Source organism: Ochrobactrum sp. SSR (genome assembly GCF_030067775.1).
Taxonomy (GTDB): Bacteria; Pseudomonadota; Alphaproteobacteria; order Rhizobiales; family Rhizobiaceae; genus Brucella; species Brucella teleogrylli.
In genome coordinates this window covers 550,808-572,578 of record NZ_CP125970.1, presented here as the reverse complement: position 1 = coordinate 572,578, position 21,771 = coordinate 550,808, and the positions used below count along the sequence as shown (strand labels likewise).

Genomic DNA, 21,771 nt, shown 5'->3' with positions numbered 1-21,771 from the left:
AAAGAGTTCTCCTGTCGGGACTATGGATTCTTATGCCGAATAAACGGTCTTGCCGGCGACTATAGTGCGGACAACGCGACCCTGAAAGCGGGCGCTTTCAAAACAGCTGTTCTTCGAAAGCGAATGCAGCTCTTCCTCCCGCACAATCCACGGCTCGTCGAGATCGACAATGGCAAGGTCTGCCGACGCGCCGGGCTTCAGCGTACCGGCATCGAGGCCGAAAATCTTCGCCGGGGCGGTAGACAGCACTTCAACCAGACGCAACAGCGGGATGCTGTCATTGTGATAAAGACGAAGGGCTGCGCCCAGAAGCGTTTCCAGGCCGATGGCTCCGGCTTCTGCATCCGCAAAGGGCAGGCGCTTGGTGTCGACGTCCTGCGGATCATGCGCGGAGACCACAATATCGATCGTGCCGTTCTTGACCGCCTCGACCATGGCAAGCCGGTCCTGTTCACTGCGCAGCGGCGGCGACAGGCGGAAGAAGGTGCGGAACTCGCCAATGTCGTTCTCATTGAGCGACAAGTGGTTGATCGACACACCTGCCGTCACCTTGGCGCCAAGGTCCTTGGCACGGCACATGGCTTCTGCCGACATGGCGCAGGAAAGCTGTGCCGCGTGATAATTGCTGTTGGTCAGCGCGGCGAGGCGCAGATCGCGCTCCAGCGGGATGACCTCGGCTTCACGCGGGCTCCCGGACAAGCCGAGCCAGCTTGCGAACAGGCCTTCATTCATCACGCCGTTGGCACCGAGATAGGGGTCACGGGTTTCGCAGGCGATGACCGCGTTGAAATCGCGGGCATAGGTCAGTGCGCGGCGCATCAGCTGCGTATTGGCTATTGTCTGACGGCCTTCGGTGAAGGCGACCGCACCGGCATCGCGCAACAGACCAATCTCAGTCATTTCTTCGCCATGCAGCCCTTTGGTGATAGCAGCCGCCGGGTGCACATTGACGATGGCCGTATCCCGCGCGGTGCGCTTGACGAATTCGACCAGCGCCACATCATCAATGACCGGATCGGTATCCGGCATCATGATGATAGAAGTCACACCACCCGCGGCAGCAGCGCGGCTGGCTGAAGCGATGGTTTCGCGGTGTTCTGCGCCTGGCTCGCCGATAAACACCCGCGAATCGACCAGACCGGGCAGAACTGCCTTACCGTCCAGATCGATGATTTCCGCACCTTCCGGTGCGCCCTGATTACGGGCATCCGCTCCGGCGGCAACGATCTTGCCGTCGCGGATCAGCACACTGCCGGTTTCATCGAGACCGCGTGACGGATCGACGATGCGCGCATTTTCAAACAGAACGGCGCTCATGCTGCTTCTCCGTTGCTTGGATTTCGGCGCGGATCGAGTAGGGCTTCCATCACGGCCATGCGCACCGCAACGCCCATTTCCACCTGCTGCTGGATGACGCTCTGCGGGCCATCGGCGACATCCGAGGCGATTTCGACGCCACGGTTCATCGGACCGGGATGCATGACGAGCGCGTCAGGCTTGGCGTGTTTCAGTTTTTCCTTATCGAGGCCGTAGAAGCGGAAATATTCACGCACCGACGGCACGAAGGCACCTGCCATGCGCTCGCGTTGCAAGCGCAACATCATGACCACATCGGCGTCTTTCAGACCTTCCTCCATCGAGTTGAAGACTTCGACACTCATATCCGCCATGCCGGAAGGCAGAAGCGTGGATGGCGCGACGACACGCACGCGCGCACCGAGGGCGTTGAGAAGCAGAATGTTGGAGCGCGCCACACGTGAGTGGAGCACATCGCCGCAAATGGCGACAATCAGGTTTTCGATCTGGCCTTTGGCGCGACGGATCGTCAGCGCATCGAGCAGGGCCTGTGTGGGATGTTCATGCGCGCCGTCGCCCGCATTGACGACCGAGCAGCCGACCTTTTGCGCGAGCAGGGCGGCAGCTCCGGCGGACGCATGGCGTATGACCAGAATATCCGGTTGCATCGCGTTCAGCGTCATCGCCGTATCGATGAGCGTTTCGCCCTTCTTGACCGACGAATTGCCGACCGACATGTTCATCACGTCGGCACCGAGCCGTTTACCGGCCAGTTCGAACGACGATTGCGTTCGCGTCGATGCTTCGAAGAAAAGATTGATTTGCGTGCGACCGCGCAGCACGGACTTTTTCTTCTCTGGCTGCCGGGATACGGCGATTTCCTGATCGGCAAGATCAAGGAGGCAGAGAATGTCCAGGGGCGATAGCCCCTTGATACCAAGCAGGTGGCGGTGAGGGAAAAGCGGAGAGACCGGTTCTTTTATCATGGCAAGTCACCCGTATAGGACCATAGCACTAAGCCCGCAACCGTCCTTATAACGGCATCTGCCGATTCCCCAAGAAAAACCTGTGTCGTTTGAGCGACAAATTCGGGAATGGATGGCAAATTTTTAGCAAATGCGGTGCAAGACGGTTAAGTTGAACAAAACGAACAGCACGGAATGAGCCTTTGAAAACGCACGAAGTCACCAACCAGACGCCGCCCATGACAGGCACCAATGCATATCTGGGCGATCCGCTTCTGATGCAGATTGCGGCTCGTTTTCCAAAAGAGCTCCACAATGAGCTGGAACAGACAGGGCGTTTCGTGCTGTCGGCGGAAGCGCAGGATCTGGCGCGACTGGCTAATACGGAACTGCCAAAGCTGCGCACCCATGACCGGCAGGGCAACCGTATCGATCTGGTCGAATATCACCCGGCCTATCACGCACTCATGCGCCGCTCCATCGCCCAGGGCCTGCATTGCTCGATCTGGGAAGACAATCCGGCTGAAACCGGTCGCCGTCATCAGGCGCGCGCCGCACGCTTTTATCTGACCGCACAGCTTGAGGCCGGGCACCTTTGCCCACTCACCATGACAAGCGCCTCGCTTGCGGCATTGATGGGCGCGCCGGACATCTACAAAGAGTGGTCTCCGGCGGTCCTGTCGCGCAAATACGACTTTTCTCAAAAGCCCGCGCTCGGCAAAAACGGCGTCACGCTCGGCATGGGCATGACGGAAAAGCAGGGCGGCACGGATGTGCGCACCAACACGACCCGCGCGACAGTCAATGAGGACGGCACCTATACGATCACCGGGCATAAATGGTTCATGTCTGCGCCGATGTCGGATGCGTTTTTGGTTCTGGCGCAGGTCGATGAGCAGCTTTCCTGCTTTCTGGTTCCGCGCCTCACTTCGGAAGGTAAAGGCAACGGCTTTGCCTTCCAGCGTCTCAAGGACAAGCTCGGCAACAAGTCCAACGCCTCTTCGGAAGTCGAGTTCGACGGCGCGATCGGCCAGCTGATCGGCAATCCGGGCGAGGGCGTGAAAACCATCATGGACATGGTAACGCTGACACGGCTTGATTGTGCCGTCGCATCGGCAGGCCTGATGCGCTCCGGTCTGGCCGAGGCCGTGCACCACTGCCGTCACCGCGAGGTCTTCGGTAAGTCTCTGATCGAGCAGCCTTTGATGAGCCGTGTTCTGGCCGATATGGCGCTGGATGTTGCTGGTGCGACAGCGCTTTCCATGCGCCTTGCCCGCGCCTTTGACATGGCGGCTGGTGATCGCGCCGAAGCTGCCTTCGCCCGCTGCATGACGCCGGTGGTGAAATATTGGGTGTGCAAGATTGCGCCTGCCTTGCTTTACGAAGCCATGGAGTGTCTTGGCGGCAACGGCTATATCGAAGACGGCAATCTAGCCCGCGCCTATCGCGAAGCGCCGGTCAACGCCATATGGGAAGGTTCTGGCAATGTCATGGCGCTGGACGTGGCGCGGGTGCTTTCGCGTGCGCCCGGTCTGTTTGACGAAGTGCTGGAATGGATCGGCGGACAACTTGGCCAGCGCGGGCAGGGCACCATCGACGTTCTGCGCGCTGCTTTGCAACTGACGGAAAGCGATCAGGGGGTTGCCCGTCTTCTGACGGAACAGCTTGCCTATGCGGCTGCGGCGGCGGAATTGCGCCAGCTCGGCGCTGACGACATTGCCGATGCCTTCATCGAAACCCGGCTCGGCGGCCAGTGGCGCAGCACCTATGGCATGCTCGATGCGCGCCATGATGCGATGCGCATTCTCGACCAGCTTTATCCGGCGTCGTAATCGTCATCGGCTTCCGACCGCCTGATCAGATGCAGGCGGTCGAGCGCGCCTTGCAGGATGAAGGCAGCAGCAGCCGGATCGATGCGTTCGGCGCGCTTGCCGCGTGATACATCCATGCCGATCAGCGCGCGTTCAGCGGCAACGGTGGACAGCCGTTCATCCCAGAACACGAAGGGCAGATCGGTCAGCGGCTGCATGGTGCGCACGAAAGCGCGGGTTGCCTGAACACGGGGACCGGAAGTGCCGTCCATATTCATAGGCAAGCCGATCACGATCACGCCGACCCTATCCGCCTCCAGCGCCTTCAAAAGCGTTTGCGCATCGAGCGTGAATTTCACGCGTTTGATGACTGGACGCGGATTGGCAAAGGAGAAACCGAGGTCCGAAACGGCGACGCCTATGGTTTTGGTGCCAAGGTCCAATCCGGCAATCGTCTGACCGGGCTTCAGCAGCGCCGGGATTTCCTCGATTTCAACGATAGCCATAAGTCCTCATCGGAATTTGAAGTGGTCTTCATATTGCTTTCAACTTTATGGGCGTCATATCTGTTCTCAACCCGGAAATCGAGATCGAAGGAGAATCTTCATGAAACTGACCTGGCTTGGCCATGCCGCCTTCCGCATTGAAACCGCAAAGGCGGTCATCCTCATCGATCCGTTCCTGAACGGTAATCCCGGGGCGAAAGGCATCGACTTCAAGGAAGCGACCAAAGGCGTCACCCATATTGCACTGACCCACGGCCACGGCGATCACATCGGCGACACGGTTGCCATTGCCAAGGAGCATGGCGCGACGGTTATCGCCAATGCCGATCTGGCAAGCTGGCTCGGCACACAGGGCGTTGAAAAGCTCGAGATGGGCAACACCGGCGGCACGCAGTCGCATGACGGCTTCACCGTCACCTTTGTCAATGCGCTGCATTCCTCGGCTTTTCTGACGGAAAACGGCGTCTCACAGGCGCTCGGCAACCCGAACGGTCTGGTGTTCCACTTTGAAGAAGACCCAACGCTTTATCACATGGGCGATACGGATATTTTCTCCGACATGGCGCTTATCAACGAGTTGCACCAACCGGAAATCGGCATTGTGCCGGTTGGCGACCGCTTCACCATGGGCGGTGCGGTGGCGGCTTTGGCCTGCCAGCGTTACTTCAACTTCAAGACCGTGTTGCCGTGCCATTACGGTTCGTTCCCGATCATCGACCAGACCGCGGAAAAGTTTGTGGCCGGTATGGCCGATCATCCCGGCACGAAGGTTCTGGCAGATCCTGCCGGCACCGTTCACAGCTTCTAATCCCCGTTGAAGCGCCAAGAAATGTTGCGCTTCAACAATCGCGCCGTTATAGCCGTAGCAAAGAACCTTCAGGGTGGCGGGTCGCCGCCCTGATACAGCATTTGCGGAGAACAGAATGTCCGTCGATATTTCCACCGTCAAACGCGTTGCGCATCTCGCGCGCATCGCCGTCAGCGAAGACGATGCCGAGCGCATGACCGGTGAACTCAATGCAATTCTGGGCTTTGTCGAGCAATTGAACGAAGTCAATGTTGACGGCGTCGAGCCGATGACCTCGGTGACGCCGATGAATATGCGCCTGCGCGACGACAAGGTGACCGATGGCGGCATCGCCGATGCCGTGGTTGCCAATGCGCCAGTCACGGAAGACAATTTCTTCGTCGTTCCGAAAGTCGTGGAGTAGGCCATGGCCGTTCGGGTTTCCGTCGAGACCCCATTGCAGGACGATGTGCGCGAGCTGGTCGAGCACCTGAACGCGCATATGCTGCCGCTGTCACCACTGGAATTCCAGTTCAAGATGACAGTTGAGCAGATGGCGGAGCCGGATACCACGGTTTTCGTGGCCCGCGACGAGACGGGCAGGGCTGTCGGTTGCGGCGCTTTGAAGCTGCATGAAGACGGCATCGGCGAGTTGAAACGAATGTTCACCCGCCCGGAAGTGCGCGGCAAACGTGTGGGGTCTGCTCTCGTGGATGCGATTGTCGATGCGGCAAACGCCAAAAACGTTTCCCGCCTTGTGCTCGAAACCGGGACGGGCCCCGGCTTTGCCGGTGCCTGGCGGCTTTATGAGAATTCGGGTTTTACGCGCTGCGGTGTGGTTCTGGACTATCCGGACTCCGAATACAGCGCCTTTTTTGAAAAGCGTCTCTCTGAGGCGCACTGACAGGATTTGACGATGAGCGAACTGACCGCACTGACCATTGCCGAAGCGCGCGACAAGCTGAAGGCCAAGGCCATCACCGCGACCGAGCTGACCGATGCCTATCTGGCCGCTATCGACACCGCCAATGAAGCCATCAATGCCTATGTGACCGTTACGCACGATCAGGCGCGTTCCATGGCCAAGGCCTCGGATGAGCGCATCGCCAAGGGCGAAGCGGGCACGCTGGAAGGCATCCCGCTCGGCGTGAAAGACCTGTTCGCAACCAAGGGTGTGCATACGCAGGCTTGCTCGCATATTCTCGACGGCTTCAAGCCGGAATATGAATCGACCGTCACCGCCAATCTCTGGGCTGACGGCGCGGTCATGCTGGGCAAGCTCAACATGGACGAATTCGCCATGGGCTCGTCCAACGAAACCTCCTATTATGGCTCGGTCAAGAACCCGTGGCGCGCCAAGGGTTCCAATGCCGATCTGGTGCCGGGCGGTTCGTCCGGCGGTTCGGCTGCTGCCGTCGCCGCACAGCTTTGCGCCGGCGCCACCGCGACCGATACGGGCGGCTCGATCCGCCAGCCTGCAGCCTTCACCGGCACGGTCGGCATCAAGCCGACCTATGGACGCGTGTCGCGCTGGGGCACGGTTGCCTTCGCTTCGTCGCTCGATCAGGCTGGTCCGATTGCCCGCGACGTACGCGATGCCGCTATTCTGCTCAAGTCCATGGCATCGCTCGACCTGAAGGACACCACCTCGGTCGATCTGCCGGTGCCGGATTATGAAGCCGCCATCGGCAAGTCGCTGAAGGGCATCAAGATCGGCATTCCGCGGGAATATCGCGTCGATGGCATGCCGGGCGAGATCGAAGAACTGTGGCAGAAGGGCATCCAGTATCTGAAGGATGCCGGTGCCGAGATCGTCGATATTTCGCTGCCGCACACGAAATATGCGCTGCCTGCTTATTACATCGTCGCACCGGCGGAAGCTTCGTCCAACCTCGCGCGCTATGACGGCGTGCGCTATGGCCTGCGTGTGCCCGGCAAGGATATTGCCGACATGTACGAGCAGACCCGCGCGGCCGGTTTCGGCAAGGAAGTGAAGCGCCGTATCGTGATCGGCACCTATGTGTTGTCAGCTGGTTATTACGACGCCTATTATCTGCGCGCCCAGAAAGTTCGCACGCTGATCAAGAAAGACTTCGAGGACGTTTTCGCCAAGGGCGTGCACGCAATCCTCACGCCTGCGACGCCGTCGGCTGCATTCGGCCTTGCCGATGAAGACCTCGCCAACGATCCGGTCAAGATGTACCTCAACGACATCTTCACCGTGACTGTGAACATGGCCGGTCTTCCGGGCATTGCAGTGCCTGCTGGCATCAACGGGCAGGGGCTGCCGCTCGGTCTTCAGCTGATTGGCCGCCCGTTCGAGGAAGAAACACTGTTCCAGACAGCCCACGCTATCGAGCAGGCTGCCGGACGCTTCACTCCGGCCAAATGGTGGTAAAAGTCGAAACTGCAATTCGCCGGGGATTGCATCGGCCCGAAAATCGAAGTCGATTTTCGGAAAGCACGATGCAACACTCAGAAGATATCGAGCGTCCTTTGTGCGTCCTTTCGGACACACGGCGCTCGATGGCCGGCGAATTTGTTTTCATGGCCGCTCTTGCGGTCAGGGCGTGGGAAATCCCTGCCAAGACAGGTCCCTTAAGCGATCAACGTCGTGCAGAGCTGGAAGCGAATTTCCTTGGTTATCTGCATGAAAATGCCGACGGCGTTTTGGTTGCGGAGCTCGACGGAAAAATCCTCGGCTGGGGTGCGCGCGTTCCCGGCAGCAATTATATCGCCGATCTCTGGATCGATCCGCCCTATCACGGACAGGGCATCGGCAGACGCATTCTCGACGCGCTGATGGCGCAAATTCTGCTGGATGGCTTCGATTCAGTAACGATTGGCACACATGCCGATAATCTCCCGGCCATCGGCCTTTACGAGAAAATGGGCTTTCGCATCGAGTGGCGCGGCGAAGAAGCTTCTGTCAGCATGGGCCGTGTTGTTGAAAAAGTGCGTATGCGTGCAACGCTTTGAAACCCCTTGGAGTGCACCCCTTCTGTTGCCGAACAGTCCGGCGCGCCTATCCTTCTCTTGAGAGTTCCAGTTTTTCTTAGGAGGAGGGCTATCATGTGGATCATGCTGACGGATGTGAGTGGCGAAAAGCTCGCGATCAATTTCAACCACGTTCTATCCTATAATGCCTACGGTACTGGCACACGCATTCTGACGATGAGTGCGGACCAGACTTTCTTCGTTAAGGAATCGCTGGAAGATATCGAGTCGCGCCTCGGTATCAACGTGAAAGCGTAAAAATCTTTCTTTTCAGTCAGTTGAAATATCTGGCTCAGATATAAATAAAGCGGCGGTTGGCCAAAACCAACGCGCCGCTCTCTGTTCATGATAAGCTTAATTTAAATGTCGAGTTCTTCCACGAAAGCAGCGCGATCCGTGATGAAGCGGAAACGGGCTTCCGGCTTGGTTCCCATCAGTTCATCGACGGTGTTGCGGGTTTCATCGATATAGTCTTCGTCCACCTGCACCCGCAGCAGCGTGCGCTTCTTCGGGTCCATGGTGGTTTCCTTCAACTGCTCGGCGCGCATTTCGCCGAGACCTTTGAAGCGACCGATTTCCACCTTGCCGCGTCCGGTAAACATGGTACGCAGCAATTCGTCCTTATGGGCGTCATCGCGGGCATAGGCTGTCTTGCCGCCTTGGCTCAGACGGTAAAGCGGCGGTACGGCCAGATAAAGGTGGCCGTTACGGATCAGTTCCGGCATTTCCTGATAGAAGAAAGTGATCAGCAGCGATGCGATATGCGCGCCGTCCACGTCGGCATCGGTCATGATGATCACGCGGTCATAACGCAGGTCGTCTTCGCGATAATTCTTCCGCGTGCCACTACCCAGCGCCTGAATGAGATCGGCAATCTGCTGGTTTGCTGTCAGCTTTTCGCGGCCAGCGCTGGCGACGTTCAGAATCTTGCCGCGCAGCGGCAGGATCGCCTGCGTGGCGCGATTGCGCGCCTGCTTCGCCGAACCGCCTGCCGAGTCACCTTCGACGATGAACAATTCCGCACCCGCTGCCGCATTCTGTGTGCAGTCGGCCAGTTTGCCGGGCAGGCGCAGCTTGCGCGTTGCGCTCTTGCGCACCGTTTCCTTTTCCTGACGACGGCGCAGACGTTCTTCCGCTCGGTCCACCACCCAGTCGAGCAGGCGCGAGGCTTCCTGCGGTGAGGCCGCGAGCCAGTGGTCGAACGGATCGCGGATTGCATTTTCCACAATGCGCTGCGCTTCCACCGTCGCCAGCTTATCCTTGGTCTGACCGACGAATTCCGGTTCGCGGATGAAGACCGACAACATGCCCGCAGCCGAAACCATGACGTCATCCGTCGTGATGATCGAAGCGCGCTTGTTATTGGTCAGTTCCGCATAGGCCTTGAGACCACGCGTCAGCGCAATGCGCAGGCCAGCCTCATGCGTGCCGCCATCGGCAGTCGGAATCGTATTACAATAGGAATGGACGAAGCCGTCGCCGCCATACCACGTGACCGCCCATTCGACGGCGCCGTGCCCGCCCTGCTTCTCGGTCTTGCCGGCAAAAAGCTCGCGGGTAACCTGATGTTCCTTGCCAAGGGAGGCCTGAAGATAGTCCTTCAGACCACCGGGGAAGTGGAACACGGCCTTTTCAGGTGTTTCCTTTTTCGGGTCGAGCAGCGAAGGATCGCAGTTCCAGCGGATTTCGACGCCGCCGAACAGGTAAGCCTTCGACCGCGCCATGCGATAAAGCCGGTGCGGGTCGAAATGCGCCGTCTTGCCGAAAATATCCGGATCCGGGTGAAAGCGAACACGTGTGCCGCGACGATTATGCACTTCGCCTGCATCTTCCAACCCGCCCTGCGGAATACCGCGCGAAAAGCGCTGGCGATAAAGACGACGGTTGCGCGCGACTTCCACTTCCAGCACGTCGGACAGCGCATTGACCACCGAAACGCCGACGCCGTGCAGGCCGCCCGATGTTTCATAGGCCTTGCCGTCGAACTTGCCGCCCGCATGCAGCTTGGTCATGATGACTTCAAGCGTGGACTTGCCCGGCACCTGCGGGTGTTCGTCAACCGGAATGCCGCGGCCATTATCGGAAACGGTGATGAAACCTTCTGCATCGAGGCTGACTTCGATGAAATTTGCATGGCCTGCCACCGCTTCATCCATCGAGTTATCGATGACTTCCGCAAATAGGTGGTGCAATGCCTTTTCGTCGGTGCCACCGATATACATGCCGGGGCGCAAACGCACCGGCTCCAGCCCTTCGAGAACGCGGATGGACGAGGCGTTGTAATCATCGCCACCTGATGAAACCGGCGGGGCCTTGGTCGCAACCGGCTTTGCAGCCTGTTGAACAGGTGCAGACGGCAATGGCGTTGCCGCAGGTGGTGCGACGGGTTGAGGCGCGGCGCTCTGTTCCGTGCGTCGTTCCACCTGCCGCTCCCGGGCATTATTCACCACTCTCGAAAAGAGATCGTTGCTGTCGTCCATCTTTACCCGATAAGCTCTCTGTCAGAATTTCAGGAAGGACCATGCGGCTTGCTGCCCCGGCATGGACCGAAAATATACTGTCTGCGAATCATCCGAATGATGCCATGCGCAGCCGTGAAAGGCGAATGAAGTTCGCCTTACGTTCCACTTTCGCACGGCTTTATCAAAGGATTTCGCGTGATGTCGTGTCGGTTTGCACCAGAAACAAGGCGAAAGTCAAACAAGCGGCTGTTCATTCGATGAATATGATGGAAACGGGGCCGTTGTTGGCCTACAGCGAACAAACGAGCATTTAGAAGAAATCGTGAGCGGGAAATGCAGGGCAGCGCGGCAGGCGGCGTAGAAGCGCATGTAAAAGGCATGGCCATTATGGTCGTCTCGGTGCTGATGCTGCCGCTGATGGACGCCATCGGCAAATGGCTGGCCATGATGGATAATATGCCTCCGGCAACCGTCACGTTCATGCGCTTTTTCGTGCAATGCTGGTTGATGTTCTTCATTCTGCTTGTGGCAGGTGGTGGGGTGGCGGCACTTCGCACGCAGCATCTGGCGGGCAACCTCATACGCGGGGTTCTGATGGGCTTTGGCGGCCTCTGCTTTTTCACAGCTGTCAAATATATGCCACTTGCCGACGCCATGGCCGTATTCTTCGCAGAGCCGCTTATTTTGACGCTGCTTTCGGCGATCTTCCTCAAGGAGAAAGTTGGCTGGCGGCGCTTTAGCGCGGTCGGCATCGGCCTTATCGGTACGATGATCGTCATCCAGCCAAGCTTCGAGATTTTCGGCGCGGTGTCGTTGCTGCCGCTGGCGACGGCGGTTACATTCGCGATCTATCTGATCCTGAACCGCAAATTCGGCGCGAAGGAGAGCCCGCTCGTCATGCAGTTTTACGCAGGCGTTGGCGGCTGGGTGTTTGCGGGGCTCGCCATGCTCGTCGGGCCAACCATGGGCCTCGAAGATTTGAGCTTCGGCGTGCCCAACGGCATCCAGCCCTGGCTGCTGTTGCTGCTTCTGGGCACTATCGGCACGGTCAGCCATTTGATGGTCGTGCACGCCTTCAAACTGGCGCCAGCTTCCATGCTGGCACCGTTTCAATATCTGGAAATCGTGAATGCGGTTCTGGTCGGGCTGATCGTCTTCGGCGATTTTCCAACGCCATCCAAATGGTTTGGCATCGTGATCATCATCGGCTCGGGCTTCTATGTCTTCATGCGCGAGCGCAAACTAAAGGTCGAAGCCTGACGCTTACTTCACCGCGCGACGACCGAATACGTTTTCGAACGCCTTGCCGAGCGCCACATCCATATCGCCCAAGGTCACGGGCAGGCCGAGATCGACGAGGCTCGTGACGCCGTGTTCTGAAATGCCGCACGGCACGATGCCGCCGTAATGGCCGAGATTCGGCTCCACATTGATGGCGATGCCATGAAAGCTGACCCAGCGGCGCAGACGAATGCCGATAGCGGCAATCTTGTCCTCGCACATATCACCATTGGCAAGCCGAGGCTTTTCAGGGCGCATCACCCAAACACCGACGCGATCTTCGCGGCGCTCGCCCTTCACGTTGAATTCGGCGAGGCTTTCAATGATCCATTGTTCCAGTGCGGCCACGAAAGCGCGCACGTCTTCCCGCCGGCGCTTCAAATCCAGCATCACATAGGCCACACGCTGGCCCGGACCGTGATAGGTATATTCGCCGCCGCGCCCGGTGTTGAACACCGGTAAACTGTCCGGCGTCAGCAGGTCTTCTGCCCGCGCGCTCGTGCCCGCCGTATAAAGGGGAGGGTGTTCCACCAGCCAGACGAGTTCACTCGCCGTGCCTTCGCGGATGGCCTGCACCCGCGCTTCCATGAAGGCGAGCGCTTCCTCGTAATCGGTAAGCCCATCCGCGACGAGCCATTCCACCGGCGGCGCATCGGCGTCCACAGGCAAGAACTGCACGTTGAGCGCGTCGCGTTGCGGCTTGGAGGAACTATCCATAAGTGATGCAGAATTGGTCATGATGGCAGCATATGGCGGTTTTCAGCGCCCGTTTCCAGATGTCAAAATGCCTCTGCTCTTCACTGAACCGCGAGCGGCACTTCCGTTTCGCAGCGATTGCGGCCAGCCTGCTTGGCCCGATAGAGCGCCTGATCGGCGGCGTCGACCAGATGCGTATAGTCCGGATGGCCATTGAATGTGGCGATGCCGATGGAAAGCGTCACGGTGTCCACCGTGCCATTGGTCAGATTGAATGTCTGTTGCTCGACCAGCTTACGCAGCTCTTCGCCAATACCAAAGGCCCTGTGTTCGTCGGTTTCGACGAGCGCGACCAGAAACTCTTCCCCGCCATAGCGGAAGACAAAATCTCCCGGACGGCAATGGGCCAGAATCGTTTCTGCGACCTGCTGCAATACGGCGTCGCCACCGCCATGCCCATGGGTGTCGTTGATCTTCTTGAAATGATCGATATCGACCATCAAAATGCTGAGATCGAGTCCTTTCTGCGAGGCCATGCGGATTTCGCGGGTCAGAATAGGCGGCAGAAAACGGCGGTTCAGGGCGCGTGTCAGCGGATCACGGCCTGTCTCCATCGTTGCTGCGGCCTGAAACAATTCCGCCAGCAGAAACTTCGCTTCGCCAATCCTCGTCTGAAACTCGGCCATCGCAGCTGGAAGCGCTGCCGGGTCACTTTTGCGGGCCGTATTCAAAGTTGGCAACAACTCATAGTCGATGAGACTGACGGTCTGACGCAGACGTTCAAGCGTTGCCGAACCGGAAAACAGCATATCAGCCTTGTGCTGCAGCCACAGGCCGAAATCCGAGCTGCCGAGCAAGAGCAGTGGGCTGTCGCCGTTGCCATAAAGGTTGAACAACAGGGACTGGCTCCATTCCATCAGGGCGGCGCGCTGCGATTCCCGTTCGAGTGGAATGTCGTGGCTTAGCGTGAAGGCGCGATAGGCTTCGTCCGTTTGGGCGCTTTTGCGCGCGTCTTTGACGAAGGCCTGACTCATGATTTCAATGGCAATATCGACCGCATTGCTGACATGCACGATCAGCCGAGCCAGCGCATCGGGCTCCGGCACAGTCTTCTTCAACTGGCGGATGATTTCGTTTTTCAGCAGCCGTGCGCCCTGCATGACGATATGGATCGGCACCTGAATACGCGCATGAACCTCGCCAATCTTGCGCTGTTCCTGCACGAAAGCGGCGACATCCGTGGGACGGCTCACCAGGAGATGAACCAGCCAGTCGCTGAGCGAATGTTGCAGACGATCATGCACGACAGTTTGCGACAGGAAGACCGCCGCCTCGCGATTTTGCATCAGGCGACTATAAAAGATGTCCACGAAGCTCTGTTTGTGCTGCTCGACCAGATCCGACAAAAGCCGCGACTGGTCTTCAGACAGGTGCGAGACCAGCTCTACCCATTCCTCTTCGGTCGCCCCAAGGCCTGTTTGAGATCCCCACCGCGTTGCATCGTTCAACAAGGCCGCACCACCCATATCCAAAATCCCGCCAAGCGCTGCCAGTTCCAGCAACCATCGTTACCGGCCAAGACCGATTGAAATGGGGAACAGGATTCTGCAGCTTTCTTCAGGTTCTATAAGGTGTGCTCGGCGGAACTCAATGCCTTATGTCGTTGATGCGCGAATTTGCCTGCGAACGGCGTTGCTCGGGGAAATTCGGGGTCGAAAAAGCCCTCGAAGTCGCTGTGGCGCCGTTTTTATGCCTTCAGCCGGTTAATTTCGCCGTTTCATACTTCATAGTAAATTACTGAAATATAGGAGGTAAATTGCGTTCGGCTTGAAATTTGATATGATTGCTAATCATATTCAGGGTGCATTCATGTGGGAGACTTCATGATGCATGCACCTGAAAAGGAGAAGCATAATGAAGAGCAACCTTACAAGTTTTTGGTCTGGCAAGGCATTGCTGGCCGGAACGATTGGCGCGACACTTCTGATCGGCGCCATCGCACCCGCAGCTGCGGCGCCGGTCATGCCTTCGGCTCCAGCTGTCGCCAACGAAAACATCCAGCAGGTTCGCGACCACTGGAGAGGCCGCGGCGGACATTGGAACGGTTACCGCCATGGACCACGTCCGGGCTGGCATGGCGGCGGTTATCGCCCGGGGCCGGGCTATTGGAACGGCCATCGCGGCTATAACTACTACCGACATGGCTATCGCCGCCACAGCGACGGCTGGTGGTATCCGCTTGCGGCCTTCGGTGCGGGCGCAATCATTGGCGGAGCCATCGCGGCCCCCCGCCTCCGCCGGTCTACCGCGCTCCAGCCTATAACAGAAGTTCACATGTCGAATGGTGCTATGACCGTTACCGGTCCTACCGCAGCTCGGACAATACGTTCCAGCCTTACAATGGTCCGCGCCAGCAGTGCTATTCGCCGTATCGCTGATAGATTCGGCCTCAATGAATAGGAAGTCGCCCTTCGGGGCGGCTTTTCTTTTGCAAAAAGCAGCTAAAAACCATCAGCTTGCGCTGATTGAAGCCAGTCTCGTTTCGCGATGGCGCGGGATTACGTGCAGTTGACAGGATTTTTTGAATTTATGTTGGAGAAACGTGATTTTATGGTGTTGACCATTCTAAAACTCGCCCTTATGTTCCGCCGCACTTCCAGGGACGATTTGTTCCTCAGGGAGCGCGTAGCTCAGCCGGTAGAGCAACTGACTTTTAATCAGTAGGTCCAGGGTTCGAATCCCTGCGCGCTCACCACTTTTCCAAGACCTTATTTGATCGATTCTCCGGTCTTTGGATCGATTTTGATTTCGACTTTCGCGCCGTTCTTCATGAAATACTCGATCTCATAATAGCCACGATCATTCCAATCGACTTCATCGACATATGACACGTCCGAGGTTTGCTCGATCTTCGAAATGATTTCAGAAAGTTTTTGACCTTCAGGGGCGGCGGCTGACGCCAGACCACAGGTCGTTGCAAATGCCAGAACGGTAAGCATCAAACGCATTGGTTCTCTCCATTTTCCATTGTTACATGGGGAGATATAGGCCCGCATTCATCAATGTTAAGAAACTAAATCCTCGGCACCTCGAATCTGGTCGCCTACGACCCTTCTTCCTCGACGGCAGTTTGTGCGATCTGTTGGGAACCGCTGTTGATCTGTTGCGCGGCAAGGAAGCCAAGCCAGACCGCAATGAGGCAAAGGATAACCGAAATGCCGATATTGAGCAGAGCTTTGCCGGCCTGGCCTGCTCGCAGGAGATCCAGTGTCTGCAGGCTGAATGAAGAAAATGTGGTGAAGCCGCCGCACACGCCGACCATGAAGGCGATACGCCAGATTTCCGGCACCGCAAAGCGCCCCTGTTCGAGTGTCAGCGCACCGAAAAAGGAAATAGCAAACGATCCGGCTATGTTGATGACGATTGTGCCCCAGGGAAGGTCGCGACTGACCGGCAACATCAAAAGCGCGAGCCAGTAACGCGCTACACTTCCGATTGCGCCGCCGAGAGCCACCATGATGGTTGCTTGCATAATTCACCTGTCAAAATTGCGGAACGAAATGCCTGCTGGAGAAAGTCGGGCAGGGGATAACCCACAGCCCCGACAGCTTCCCGCTATCGACGCATTGCGTTCCTGTTGTCAATTCGAGCAGGAGTCATCAGCCAGAAGCGGCGGTTTCGGGAGACCCCCATTCCCATCATGCGCATTATTTATATAGAATAGCCGCACGCCCCGTCAACGCGGCTGGAGCTTCACAATCGCGCAACCCGATTCCGCAACGCATCGCTGATGCGATAAATAGTGGAGGTCGGTGCGGGAAGGGTACGTCGCATGAATGCAACTTTCTTCAGGTAGCGGTCGATCTTCCAGGTGGCCCATGTTCCACCGCGGAAATAGCCCACATCACCGGCTTTCAGCGTTCGATGTTTTCCGTCGGCATCGGTGACATGCACCTCGCCTTCGAGAATATAAACCGTTTCATCCCAGCCGAAATACCAGCGAAATTCGCCCGCGGTGCAATCCCAGATCGCAGTGAAAGCCGCGCGGTCGCCGCTGGCGGATTGCTCGCATGAACGTGCCTTTGGCGATCCAGCCAGTATCCATTCAGGATTAATCGGCGCGGATTTCAGCTCCATGTCGAATGCATTATCGGCAATGAGCGCAGGCTTCGCCGGTGTGTTAAAAATATTAGGCTTAAAGACATTTGGCATAGTACGCGCAACCGCCATAACGGCTGTCGCCAGCATAAATTTCCAGGCCATGGTATCCCCCCGATCCACAATGGCCTGTTCTTAGTTGTAAATCGTCGGAAAAGTATTAATTCGCGAATAAAATTTGGCGCGGCGAAACCAGAAATACTGTTCCCAACGGCGCATTCCATGCTTCAATTTTATTGAACTTATGGGGCGTTTTAGCCAATGAAAATGAAAATAAGCTTGTGATAAGTGTGATGACGAACCCTCTGTCAGAGGGCATTGTCAGATCGATTTCAATAAGAGGCGCGCGAGCTAATGAGCCAGACGAAGCTATTTTCTCCTTTGGACGTGGGCGGTTTGCATCTGAAAAACCGCATTGTCATTGCCCCGATGTGCCAATATTCGGCTGAAGACGGCAAAACTACCGATTGGCATCTGATGCATCTGGGTAGTCTCGCTCAATCCGGAGCAGGGCTGTTGACGATTGAGGCAACGGCAGTCAGCCCTGAAGGCCGGATCAGTTATGCGGATGTCGGGCTTTATTCCGATGAAACCGAAGCCGCGCTGGAACGGACGCTCGACGGTATTCGTCGCTGGTCATCCATGCCCATCGCCATACAGCTTGCGCATGCAGGCCGCAAAGCATCTACTGATTTGCCGTGGCAAGGTGGACGCCAGATTGCGCCGCAGCACGAGAACGGCTGGCAGACCATTGCGCCATCTGCAGTGGCGTTTAACCCCGCCGACAATGCTCCGACAGCGATGGATAAAGACGAGTTGAAGCGCATCCGCGATGCATTTGTAAGCGCTGCCAAACGCTCGGCGCGGCTCGGTCTCGATGCAATCCAGGTGCACGGAGCCCATGGTTACCTTTTGCACGAATTCCTGTCGCCGCTCTCGAACAAGCGCGACGATGAATATGGCGGCTCGCTGGAAAACCGTCTGCGTTTTCCGCTCGAAGTGTTCGACGCTGTTCGCGCCGCTTTCCCAGCGGATCGTCCGGTCACGATGCGCGTTTCCGGAACGGATTGGGTCGAAGGCGGTTGGGATATCGAACAGACCGTAGCGTTCTCGCAAGCTTTGGCCGCAAGAGGTTGCGCAGCAATTCACGTTTCGAGCGGCGGCCTTGATGCGGCACAGAAAATTCCAGTCGGCCCGAGCTATCAGGTACCGCTGGCGCGCGCTGTAAAAGCGGCTGTCAATATTCCCGTCGTTGCTGTCGGTCTGATTACCGATTTCGAGCAGGCTGAAGCCATTCTGGCCACTGGTGATGCTGATATGATCGGACTCGCACGCACGGTTCTCTATGATCCGCGCTGGCCGTGGCATGCGGCGGCGCATTTCGGCGAAACGATTGAGGCGGCTCCCCAGTTTCTGCGTTCACAGCCGCGCCAGTTCCGCAATCTCTTCACACAGGCAAAGTAACGAACACCCGCCAAGCAGGATTCAACGGGGCAGCCTAAAGCATGTCGCTGTTAACCGGATTCGGGATTCCCGTTTGGCTTGATCTGTGATTCACTTGTCTCATGGAAGGAGATGCACCATGGGCAAGCCGCATCCGATTGAGTTGCGTGAGCGTGTCGTTGCGTTTGTGAATGAGGGCAATAGTCACCGGGAAGCCGCTCGGCATTTCCGTGTTTCGCCTCGGTTCGTCAACAACATGATGATCCTGTATCGGTCATCCGGCTGTCTGGCCGCCGCCAGGCAGGGCCACCCGCCTGGTAGTGTGAAGCTTTTGGCTCATGGTGATTGGGTCCGCGAGCAGATGTCCGCCCGTGGCGAAACGACTTTGGACGAACTGTGCGTTGCGCTCGCGGAGCGCGGTATTGAAGTCCACCGCGCCACGGTCGGGCGATTTCTACACCGACTTGGGCTGAGTAATAAAAAAAAGCCTCAAGGCAAGCGAGCAGCGTAGACCAGAGATCGCCAAGGCGCGTGATCTTTGGATCAATCGCCGAAAGCGGTTCTTCAACAAGGCCTTGTCGCGTCTCATCTTTATCGATGAGACTTCCACGAATACGCGCCTGACAAAACGCACCGGATGGTCTGCCAAAGGCAGGCGCTTTGCCGCCTATGCGCCCTTCGGAAAATGGAAGACACAGACCTTCATTGCCGGACTGCGCTGCCATGGCCTGACCGCGCCATGGATCGTCGATGCACCGATGAACAGCCGCATCTTCGAAACCTGGATCGAGACACAGCTTGTGCCGACACTGTCAGCCGGTGATATAGTCATCCTCGACAATGTCGGCTTCCACAAAAGCCGGAAGGCTGAGCAACTGGTCAAGGCAAAGGGCGCTTGGTTTCTCTTCCTGCCGCCCTATTCGCCGGACCTGAACCCAATCGAAATGGCTTTCTCAAAACTCAAGGCACTTCTGAGAAAGCGAGCAGCACGCAGCTTCGACGCCATCTCAAAAGCACTTGGCGATATCATCAGTCTCTTCTCCATCAATGAATGCCAGAACTTCTTTAAGGCTGCTGGGTATGAGGCCGAATAAATGCGACACGCTTTAGGCTGCCCCCAACTGCCACGCTTAATTGCATAAGCTATGTTATGGAACATAAGTATCCATAAGTTTGCGACACAACAGCAAAACCCGACCGTGCATTATTTTTGGTGTTGGGGGCGGTAATTTTCGAAATGCAAACATTCTGGCTTGTCGTCCGGCCTATAGATTCACCCAGATAATCAAGTTGCAGCCTTGCGGTTGAACGTTATCCCCAGCCAACCCCCGAGTGAAAATTCATCCGAATCGAGTTTGAATTTCTGTCCCTTCAACTGACAAACGGAAGCCTCAAACCCTAGAAATTACGGAGATTTTTGCCAGAATCTGATGTAAAATAGAGTGGCAAAATTGTACGGAAATTCGTTTTTCCGTACCCGTTTTCGCCCACAAAAATCGCTCCCAATTTTTTGATTATTTGTATTGATTCAATGTGTTGCTAAGTTCGCTTGCATGTGGTCCGCTTATCCATAAGATGCAGGACATTTCATAAATTTCAAAAGAGGGGTTCTTAAATGTATCGGAAATTTCTACTGACAGGCGTATGTCTTCTGGCACTGGCAGGTGCGGCATCTGCCGAAACCGTACTCAATCGCGGTAATGACACAGATCCGGCCACTCTCGACCATCACCGCACCTCCAGTGTTGCCGAGGGTAACGTGCTGCGCGATCTCTATGACGGTCTGACCATTCAGGATGCTGACGGCAAGGCAATTCCCGGCGTCGCCAAGTCCTGGGATGTTTCCGAAGACGGCACGGTCTACACCTTCCATCTGCGTGACAATGCGAAATGGTCGAATGGCGATCCGGTCACCGCAGGTGATTTTCAGTTCACGTTCCGTCGTCTGATGGACCCGAAGACAGCTGCCGGTTATGCCAGCATGCTGTTTGTCATCAAGAACGCAGAAGATATTGCAGGCGGTAAAAAGCCTGTCGACCAGCTTGGCGTTGAAGCTCTCGACGACCATACGCTGAAGATCACGTTGAACGCCCCTGCTCCGTATTTTCTCGAGCTTCTGACACACCAAACCGGCTTTCCGATGAATCAGAAAAGCGTTGAGGCCAATGGCGACAAGTTCACCACGCCCGGCAAGATGGTGACCAACGGCGCCTATATGCTTGAGAGCTTCACGCCGAACGACAAGATCGTCATGAAGAAGAACCCGTATTATTATGAAGCGGATCAGGTGAAGATCGATACGGTGAACTGGATTCCCTTTGAAGACCGCGCCAGCTGTATGCGCCGCTTCGAGGCCAAGGAAGTGCAAATCTGTTCCGACGTTCCCGCCGAGCAGATGGATTATGTGAAGAAAAATCTCGCCAAGGAATTCCGCATGGCGCCTTATCTCGGCGTCTATTATCTGCCGGTCAAAGGCAAATCGGCGGACAGCAAGCTGAAGGACGTCAAAGTGCGTCAGGCGATCTCGCTGGCCATCGACCGTGAATTTCTGGCCGATCAGGTCTGGCAGGGAACGATGCTGCCCGGCTATTCCATGGTGCCGCCCGGTATCGCCAATTACCTGAAAGACGCGCCGAAGCTCGATTATTCCGACGACATGCTGGAGCGTGAGGACAAGGCCAAGGAGCTTCTGAAAGAAGCCGGCGTAGAGCCAAATACGCTCTCCATCGAGTTGCTTTACAACACGTCCGAGAACAACAAGAACACCATGGCGGCCATTGCCGACATGCTGGGCAATATTGGCGTGAAGGCCTCGCTCAACGAGACCGAAGGCGCAACTTATTTCAATTTCATGCGCGATGACGGCCCGTTTGATATCGCGCGTGCTGGCTGGATCGGCGATTACAACGACCCGCAGAACTTCCTGTTCATCAGCCAGGGCAATGTCAGCTTCAACTATTCCAAGTGGAAGAACGCCGACTATGACGCGCTGATGGCCAAGGCGGAAAAGACCACCGATCTCGGTGAACGCGCCAAGGTGCTGGGCGAAGCCGAAAAAATCCAGCTTGATGAAGTGGGCAATATTCCGATCCTCTATTACTCCTCGCGCGCGCTCGTTTCGGACAAGGTCGCCGGATGGAACGACAATCTTATGGATAGCCACAAGACCCGCTGGCTTTCCCTCAAACAGTAATTTCAGACAGGGCTGCGCTTGGTGGCGCGGCCCTATTTTTTGACGGAAAAGGGACGAGATACCCCTCTCCCGCCAGCGTTTCCGTTTTCGCCTTACGATGGGCGAAAGCAGACAAAATACCAGAACAACAATAATCTAAAGCCCTTAGTGGGATTTGCCGGACAGGTTTTTGACCA

General features: G+C 56.9%; 22 protein-coding genes, 1 tRNA gene, 1 pseudogene and 1 riboswitch. Of the genes and pseudogenes, 15 read left to right on the top strand and 9 right to left on the bottom strand.

Annotated elements, in window-relative coordinates; genetic code table 11:
• Window positions 1–30 precede the first annotated feature (30 nt).
• On the bottom strand, window positions 31–1,317 hold the full coding sequence (locus QLQ11_RS14085; protein WP_109367344.1) for a dihydroorotase: 1,287 nt from the start codon (window positions 1,315–1,317) through the stop codon (window positions 31–33).
• Window positions 1,314–2,282: an aspartate carbamoyltransferase catalytic subunit gene (locus QLQ11_RS14080; protein ID WP_109367345.1), complete on the bottom strand. Its 969-nt coding sequence runs from the start codon at window positions 2,280–2,282 to the stop codon at window positions 1,314–1,316. The genes QLQ11_RS14085 and QLQ11_RS14080 overlap by 4 nt, the downstream gene beginning before the upstream one ends.
• 182 nt (window positions 2,283–2,464) lie before the next feature.
• On the opposite strand from QLQ11_RS14080, the gene QLQ11_RS14075 reads away from it, so the two are divergent.
• The gene (locus tag QLQ11_RS14075; RefSeq protein ID WP_121538332.1) at window positions 2,465–4,093 is read left to right on the top strand and encodes an acyl-CoA dehydrogenase family protein; all 1,629 of its coding nucleotides are present in this window, start codon (window positions 2,465–2,467) and stop codon (window positions 4,091–4,093) included.
• Here the strand turns inward: QLQ11_RS14075 and ruvX are convergent.
• Window positions 4,078–4,578 (bottom strand): Holliday junction resolvase RuvX, encoded by a 501-nt coding sequence (ruvX, locus tag QLQ11_RS14070; RefSeq protein WP_371835993.1) that lies wholly within the window; start codon window positions 4,576–4,578, stop codon window positions 4,078–4,080. The genes QLQ11_RS14075 and ruvX overlap by 16 nt on opposite strands.
• Window positions 4,579–4,678: 100 nt before the next feature.
• Between ruvX and QLQ11_RS14065 the strand changes: the two genes are divergently transcribed.
• From QLQ11_RS14065 to QLQ11_RS14040, 6 genes are all read left to right on the top strand, one after another.
• Window positions 4,679–5,386, top strand: a complete 708-nt coding sequence (locus QLQ11_RS14065) for a metal-dependent hydrolase (RefSeq protein ID WP_109367348.1) — start codon at window positions 4,679–4,681, stop codon at window positions 5,384–5,386.
• A gap of 115 nt (window positions 5,387–5,501) precedes the next feature.
• A complete protein-coding gene (gatC, locus tag QLQ11_RS14060; RefSeq protein WP_078336964.1) occupies window positions 5,502–5,789 on the top strand; it encodes an Asp-tRNA(Asn)/Glu-tRNA(Gln) amidotransferase subunit GatC in 288 nt (95 codons plus the stop codon).
• A 3-nt stretch (window positions 5,790–5,792) separates the two neighbouring features.
• A complete protein-coding gene (locus tag QLQ11_RS14055; protein WP_109367349.1) occupies window positions 5,793–6,269 on the top strand; it encodes a GNAT family N-acetyltransferase in 477 nt (158 codons plus the stop codon).
• 12 nt (window positions 6,270–6,281) lie between these two features.
• On the top strand, window positions 6,282–7,763 hold the full coding sequence (gatA, locus tag QLQ11_RS14050) for an Asp-tRNA(Asn)/Glu-tRNA(Gln) amidotransferase subunit GatA (protein ID WP_109367350.1): 1,482 nt from the start codon (window positions 6,282–6,284) through the stop codon (window positions 7,761–7,763).
• 68 nt (window positions 7,764–7,831) lie between these two features.
• Window positions 7,832–8,344 (top strand): GNAT family N-acetyltransferase, encoded by a 513-nt coding sequence (locus tag QLQ11_RS14045; protein WP_244597132.1) that lies wholly within the window; start codon window positions 7,832–7,834, stop codon window positions 8,342–8,344.
• Window positions 8,345–8,437: 93 nt separating this feature from the next.
• A complete protein-coding gene (locus QLQ11_RS14040) occupies window positions 8,438–8,620 on the top strand; it encodes a hypothetical protein (protein WP_109367351.1) in 183 nt (60 codons plus the stop codon).
• A 101-nt stretch (window positions 8,621–8,721) separates the two neighbouring features.
• Here the strand turns inward: QLQ11_RS14040 and parE are convergent, their stop codons facing one another.
• Window positions 8,722–10,842 carry a DNA topoisomerase IV subunit B gene (gene parE / locus QLQ11_RS14035; protein ID WP_109367352.1) on the bottom strand — a complete coding sequence of 707 codons (2,121 nt, stop codon included), beginning with the start codon at window positions 10,840–10,842 and terminating at the stop codon, window positions 8,722–8,724.
• Between the two features lie 41 nt (window positions 10,843–10,883).
• On the opposite strand from parE, the gene QLQ11_RS14030 reads away from it, so the two are divergent.
• Both QLQ11_RS14030 and QLQ11_RS14025 read left to right on the top strand, forming a co-directional pair.
• Window positions 10,884–11,138: a hypothetical protein gene (locus tag QLQ11_RS14030; RefSeq protein WP_109367353.1), complete on the top strand. Its 255-nt coding sequence runs from the start codon at window positions 10,884–10,886 to the stop codon at window positions 11,136–11,138.
• 19 nt (window positions 11,139–11,157) lie between these two features.
• Window positions 11,158–12,084: a DMT family transporter gene (locus QLQ11_RS14025; RefSeq protein WP_109367354.1), complete on the top strand. Its 927-nt coding sequence runs from the start codon at window positions 11,158–11,160 to the stop codon at window positions 12,082–12,084.
• Between the two features lie 3 nt (window positions 12,085–12,087).
• On the opposite strand, the gene lipB is transcribed toward QLQ11_RS14025, so the two are convergent.
• A complete protein-coding gene (lipB, locus tag QLQ11_RS14020) occupies window positions 12,088–12,822 on the bottom strand; it encodes a lipoyl(octanoyl) transferase LipB (protein WP_371830819.1) in 735 nt (244 codons plus the stop codon).
• Between the two features lie 80 nt (window positions 12,823–12,902).
• Window positions 12,903–14,363 (bottom strand): GGDEF domain-containing protein, encoded by a 1,461-nt coding sequence (locus QLQ11_RS14015; RefSeq protein WP_244597133.1) that lies wholly within the window; start codon window positions 14,361–14,363, stop codon window positions 12,903–12,905.
• A gap of 352 nt (window positions 14,364–14,715) precedes the next feature.
• On the opposite strand from QLQ11_RS14015, the pseudogene QLQ11_RS14010 reads away from it, so the two are divergent.
• Both QLQ11_RS14010 and QLQ11_RS14005 read left to right on the top strand, forming a co-directional pair.
• Window positions 14,716–15,239: pseudogene (locus QLQ11_RS14010) on the top strand (BA14K family protein).
• Window positions 15,240–15,480: 241 nt separating this feature from the next.
• Window positions 15,481–15,556, top strand: a tRNA-Lys gene (locus QLQ11_RS14005).
• A gap of 13 nt (window positions 15,557–15,569) precedes the next feature.
• Here the strand turns inward: QLQ11_RS14005 and QLQ11_RS14000 are convergent.
• The 3 genes from QLQ11_RS14000 to QLQ11_RS13990 form a co-directional block, all read right to left on the bottom strand.
• Window positions 15,570–15,809 carry a PepSY domain-containing protein gene (locus tag QLQ11_RS14000; protein WP_121538348.1) on the bottom strand — a complete coding sequence of 80 codons (240 nt, stop codon included), beginning with the start codon at window positions 15,807–15,809 and terminating at the stop codon, window positions 15,570–15,572.
• Window positions 15,810–15,904: 95 nt separating this feature from the next.
• Complete coding sequence (crcB, locus tag QLQ11_RS13995) at window positions 15,905–16,333, bottom strand: fluoride efflux transporter CrcB (protein WP_124915874.1); 429 nt, start codon at window positions 16,331–16,333, stop codon at window positions 15,905–15,907.
• A gap of 111 nt (window positions 16,334–16,444) precedes the next feature.
• A riboswitch (Fluoride riboswitch) is annotated at window positions 16,445–16,507 on the bottom strand.
• A gap of 47 nt (window positions 16,508–16,554) precedes the next feature.
• The gene (locus QLQ11_RS13990; RefSeq protein ID WP_109367382.1) at window positions 16,555–17,064 is read right to left on the bottom strand and encodes a cupin domain-containing protein; all 510 of its coding nucleotides are present in this window, start codon (window positions 17,062–17,064) and stop codon (window positions 16,555–16,557) included.
• Window positions 17,065–17,313: 249 nt separating this feature from the next.
• Between QLQ11_RS13990 and QLQ11_RS13985 the strand changes: the two genes are divergently transcribed.
• The 4 genes from QLQ11_RS13985 to QLQ11_RS13970 all read left to right on the top strand — a co-directional run bounded on the left by QLQ11_RS13985 (window position 17,314) and on the right by QLQ11_RS13970 (window position 21,595).
• Window positions 17,314–18,423, top strand: a complete 1,110-nt coding sequence (locus tag QLQ11_RS13985; protein ID WP_109367383.1) for an NADH:flavin oxidoreductase/NADH oxidase — start codon at window positions 17,314–17,316, stop codon at window positions 18,421–18,423.
• 118 nt (window positions 18,424–18,541) lie between these two features.
• On the top strand, window positions 18,542–18,913 hold the full coding sequence (locus QLQ11_RS13980) for a winged helix-turn-helix domain-containing protein (RefSeq protein WP_244597082.1): 372 nt from the start codon (window positions 18,542–18,544) through the stop codon (window positions 18,911–18,913).
• A complete protein-coding gene (locus tag QLQ11_RS13975; RefSeq protein WP_342210488.1) occupies window positions 18,879–19,496 on the top strand; it encodes an IS630 family transposase in 618 nt (205 codons plus the stop codon). Before QLQ11_RS13980 ends, QLQ11_RS13975 begins: the two co-directional genes overlap by 35 nt.
• Before the next feature lie 521 nt (window positions 19,497–20,017).
• The gene (locus QLQ11_RS13970) at window positions 20,018–21,595 is read left to right on the top strand and encodes a peptide ABC transporter substrate-binding protein (protein WP_109367384.1); all 1,578 of its coding nucleotides are present in this window, start codon (window positions 20,018–20,020) and stop codon (window positions 21,593–21,595) included.
• Window positions 21,596–21,771 lie beyond the last annotated feature (176 nt).

Excerpts from the sequence above, each read along its gene's own strand:
- QLQ11_RS14085 (WP_109367344.1), bottom strand. The coding sequence starts at position 1,317 with ATGAGCGCCGTTCTGTTTGAAAATGCGCGCATCGTCGATCCGTCACGC.
- QLQ11_RS14080 (WP_109367345.1), bottom strand. The coding sequence starts at position 2,282 with ATGATAAAAGAACCGGTCTCTCCGCTTTTCCCTCACCGCCACCTGCTT.
- ruvX (WP_371835993.1), bottom strand. The coding sequence starts at position 4,578 with ATGGCTATCGTTGAAATCGAGGAAATCCCGGCGCTGCTGAAGCCCGGT.
- QLQ11_RS14065 (WP_109367348.1), top strand. The coding sequence starts at position 4,679 with ATGAAACTGACCTGGCTTGGCCATGCCGCCTTCCGCATTGAAACCGCA.
- gatC (WP_078336964.1), top strand. The coding sequence starts at position 5,502 with ATGTCCGTCGATATTTCCACCGTCAAACGCGTTGCGCATCTCGCGCGC.
- QLQ11_RS14055 (WP_109367349.1), top strand. The coding sequence starts at position 5,793 with ATGGCCGTTCGGGTTTCCGTCGAGACCCCATTGCAGGACGATGTGCGC.
- gatA (WP_109367350.1), top strand. The coding sequence starts at position 6,282 with ATGAGCGAACTGACCGCACTGACCATTGCCGAAGCGCGCGACAAGCTG.
- QLQ11_RS14045 (WP_244597132.1), top strand. The coding sequence starts at position 7,832 with ATGCAACACTCAGAAGATATCGAGCGTCCTTTGTGCGTCCTTTCGGAC.
- QLQ11_RS14040 (WP_109367351.1), top strand. The coding sequence starts at position 8,438 with ATGTGGATCATGCTGACGGATGTGAGTGGCGAAAAGCTCGCGATCAAT.
- parE (WP_109367352.1), bottom strand. The coding sequence starts at position 10,842 with ATGGACGACAGCAACGATCTCTTTTCGAGAGTGGTGAATAATGCCCGG.
- QLQ11_RS14030 (WP_109367353.1), top strand. The coding sequence starts at position 10,884 with ATGCGGCTTGCTGCCCCGGCATGGACCGAAAATATACTGTCTGCGAAT.
- QLQ11_RS14025 (WP_109367354.1), top strand. The coding sequence starts at position 11,158 with ATGCAGGGCAGCGCGGCAGGCGGCGTAGAAGCGCATGTAAAAGGCATG.
- lipB (WP_371830819.1), bottom strand. The coding sequence starts at position 12,822 with ATGGATAGTTCCTCCAAGCCGCAACGCGACGCGCTCAACGTGCAGTTC.
- QLQ11_RS14000 (WP_121538348.1), bottom strand. The coding sequence starts at position 15,809 with ATGCGTTTGATGCTTACCGTTCTGGCATTTGCAACGACCTGTGGTCTG.
- crcB (WP_124915874.1), bottom strand. The coding sequence starts at position 16,333 with ATGCAAGCAACCATCATGGTGGCTCTCGGCGGCGCAATCGGAAGTGTA.
- QLQ11_RS13990 (WP_109367382.1), bottom strand. The coding sequence starts at position 17,064 with ATGGCCTGGAAATTTATGCTGGCGACAGCCGTTATGGCGGTTGCGCGT.
- QLQ11_RS13985 (WP_109367383.1), top strand. The coding sequence starts at position 17,314 with ATGAGCCAGACGAAGCTATTTTCTCCTTTGGACGTGGGCGGTTTGCAT.
- QLQ11_RS13980 (WP_244597082.1), top strand. The coding sequence starts at position 18,542 with ATGGGCAAGCCGCATCCGATTGAGTTGCGTGAGCGTGTCGTTGCGTTT.
- QLQ11_RS13970 (WP_109367384.1), top strand. The coding sequence starts at position 20,018 with ATGTATCGGAAATTTCTACTGACAGGCGTATGTCTTCTGGCACTGGCA.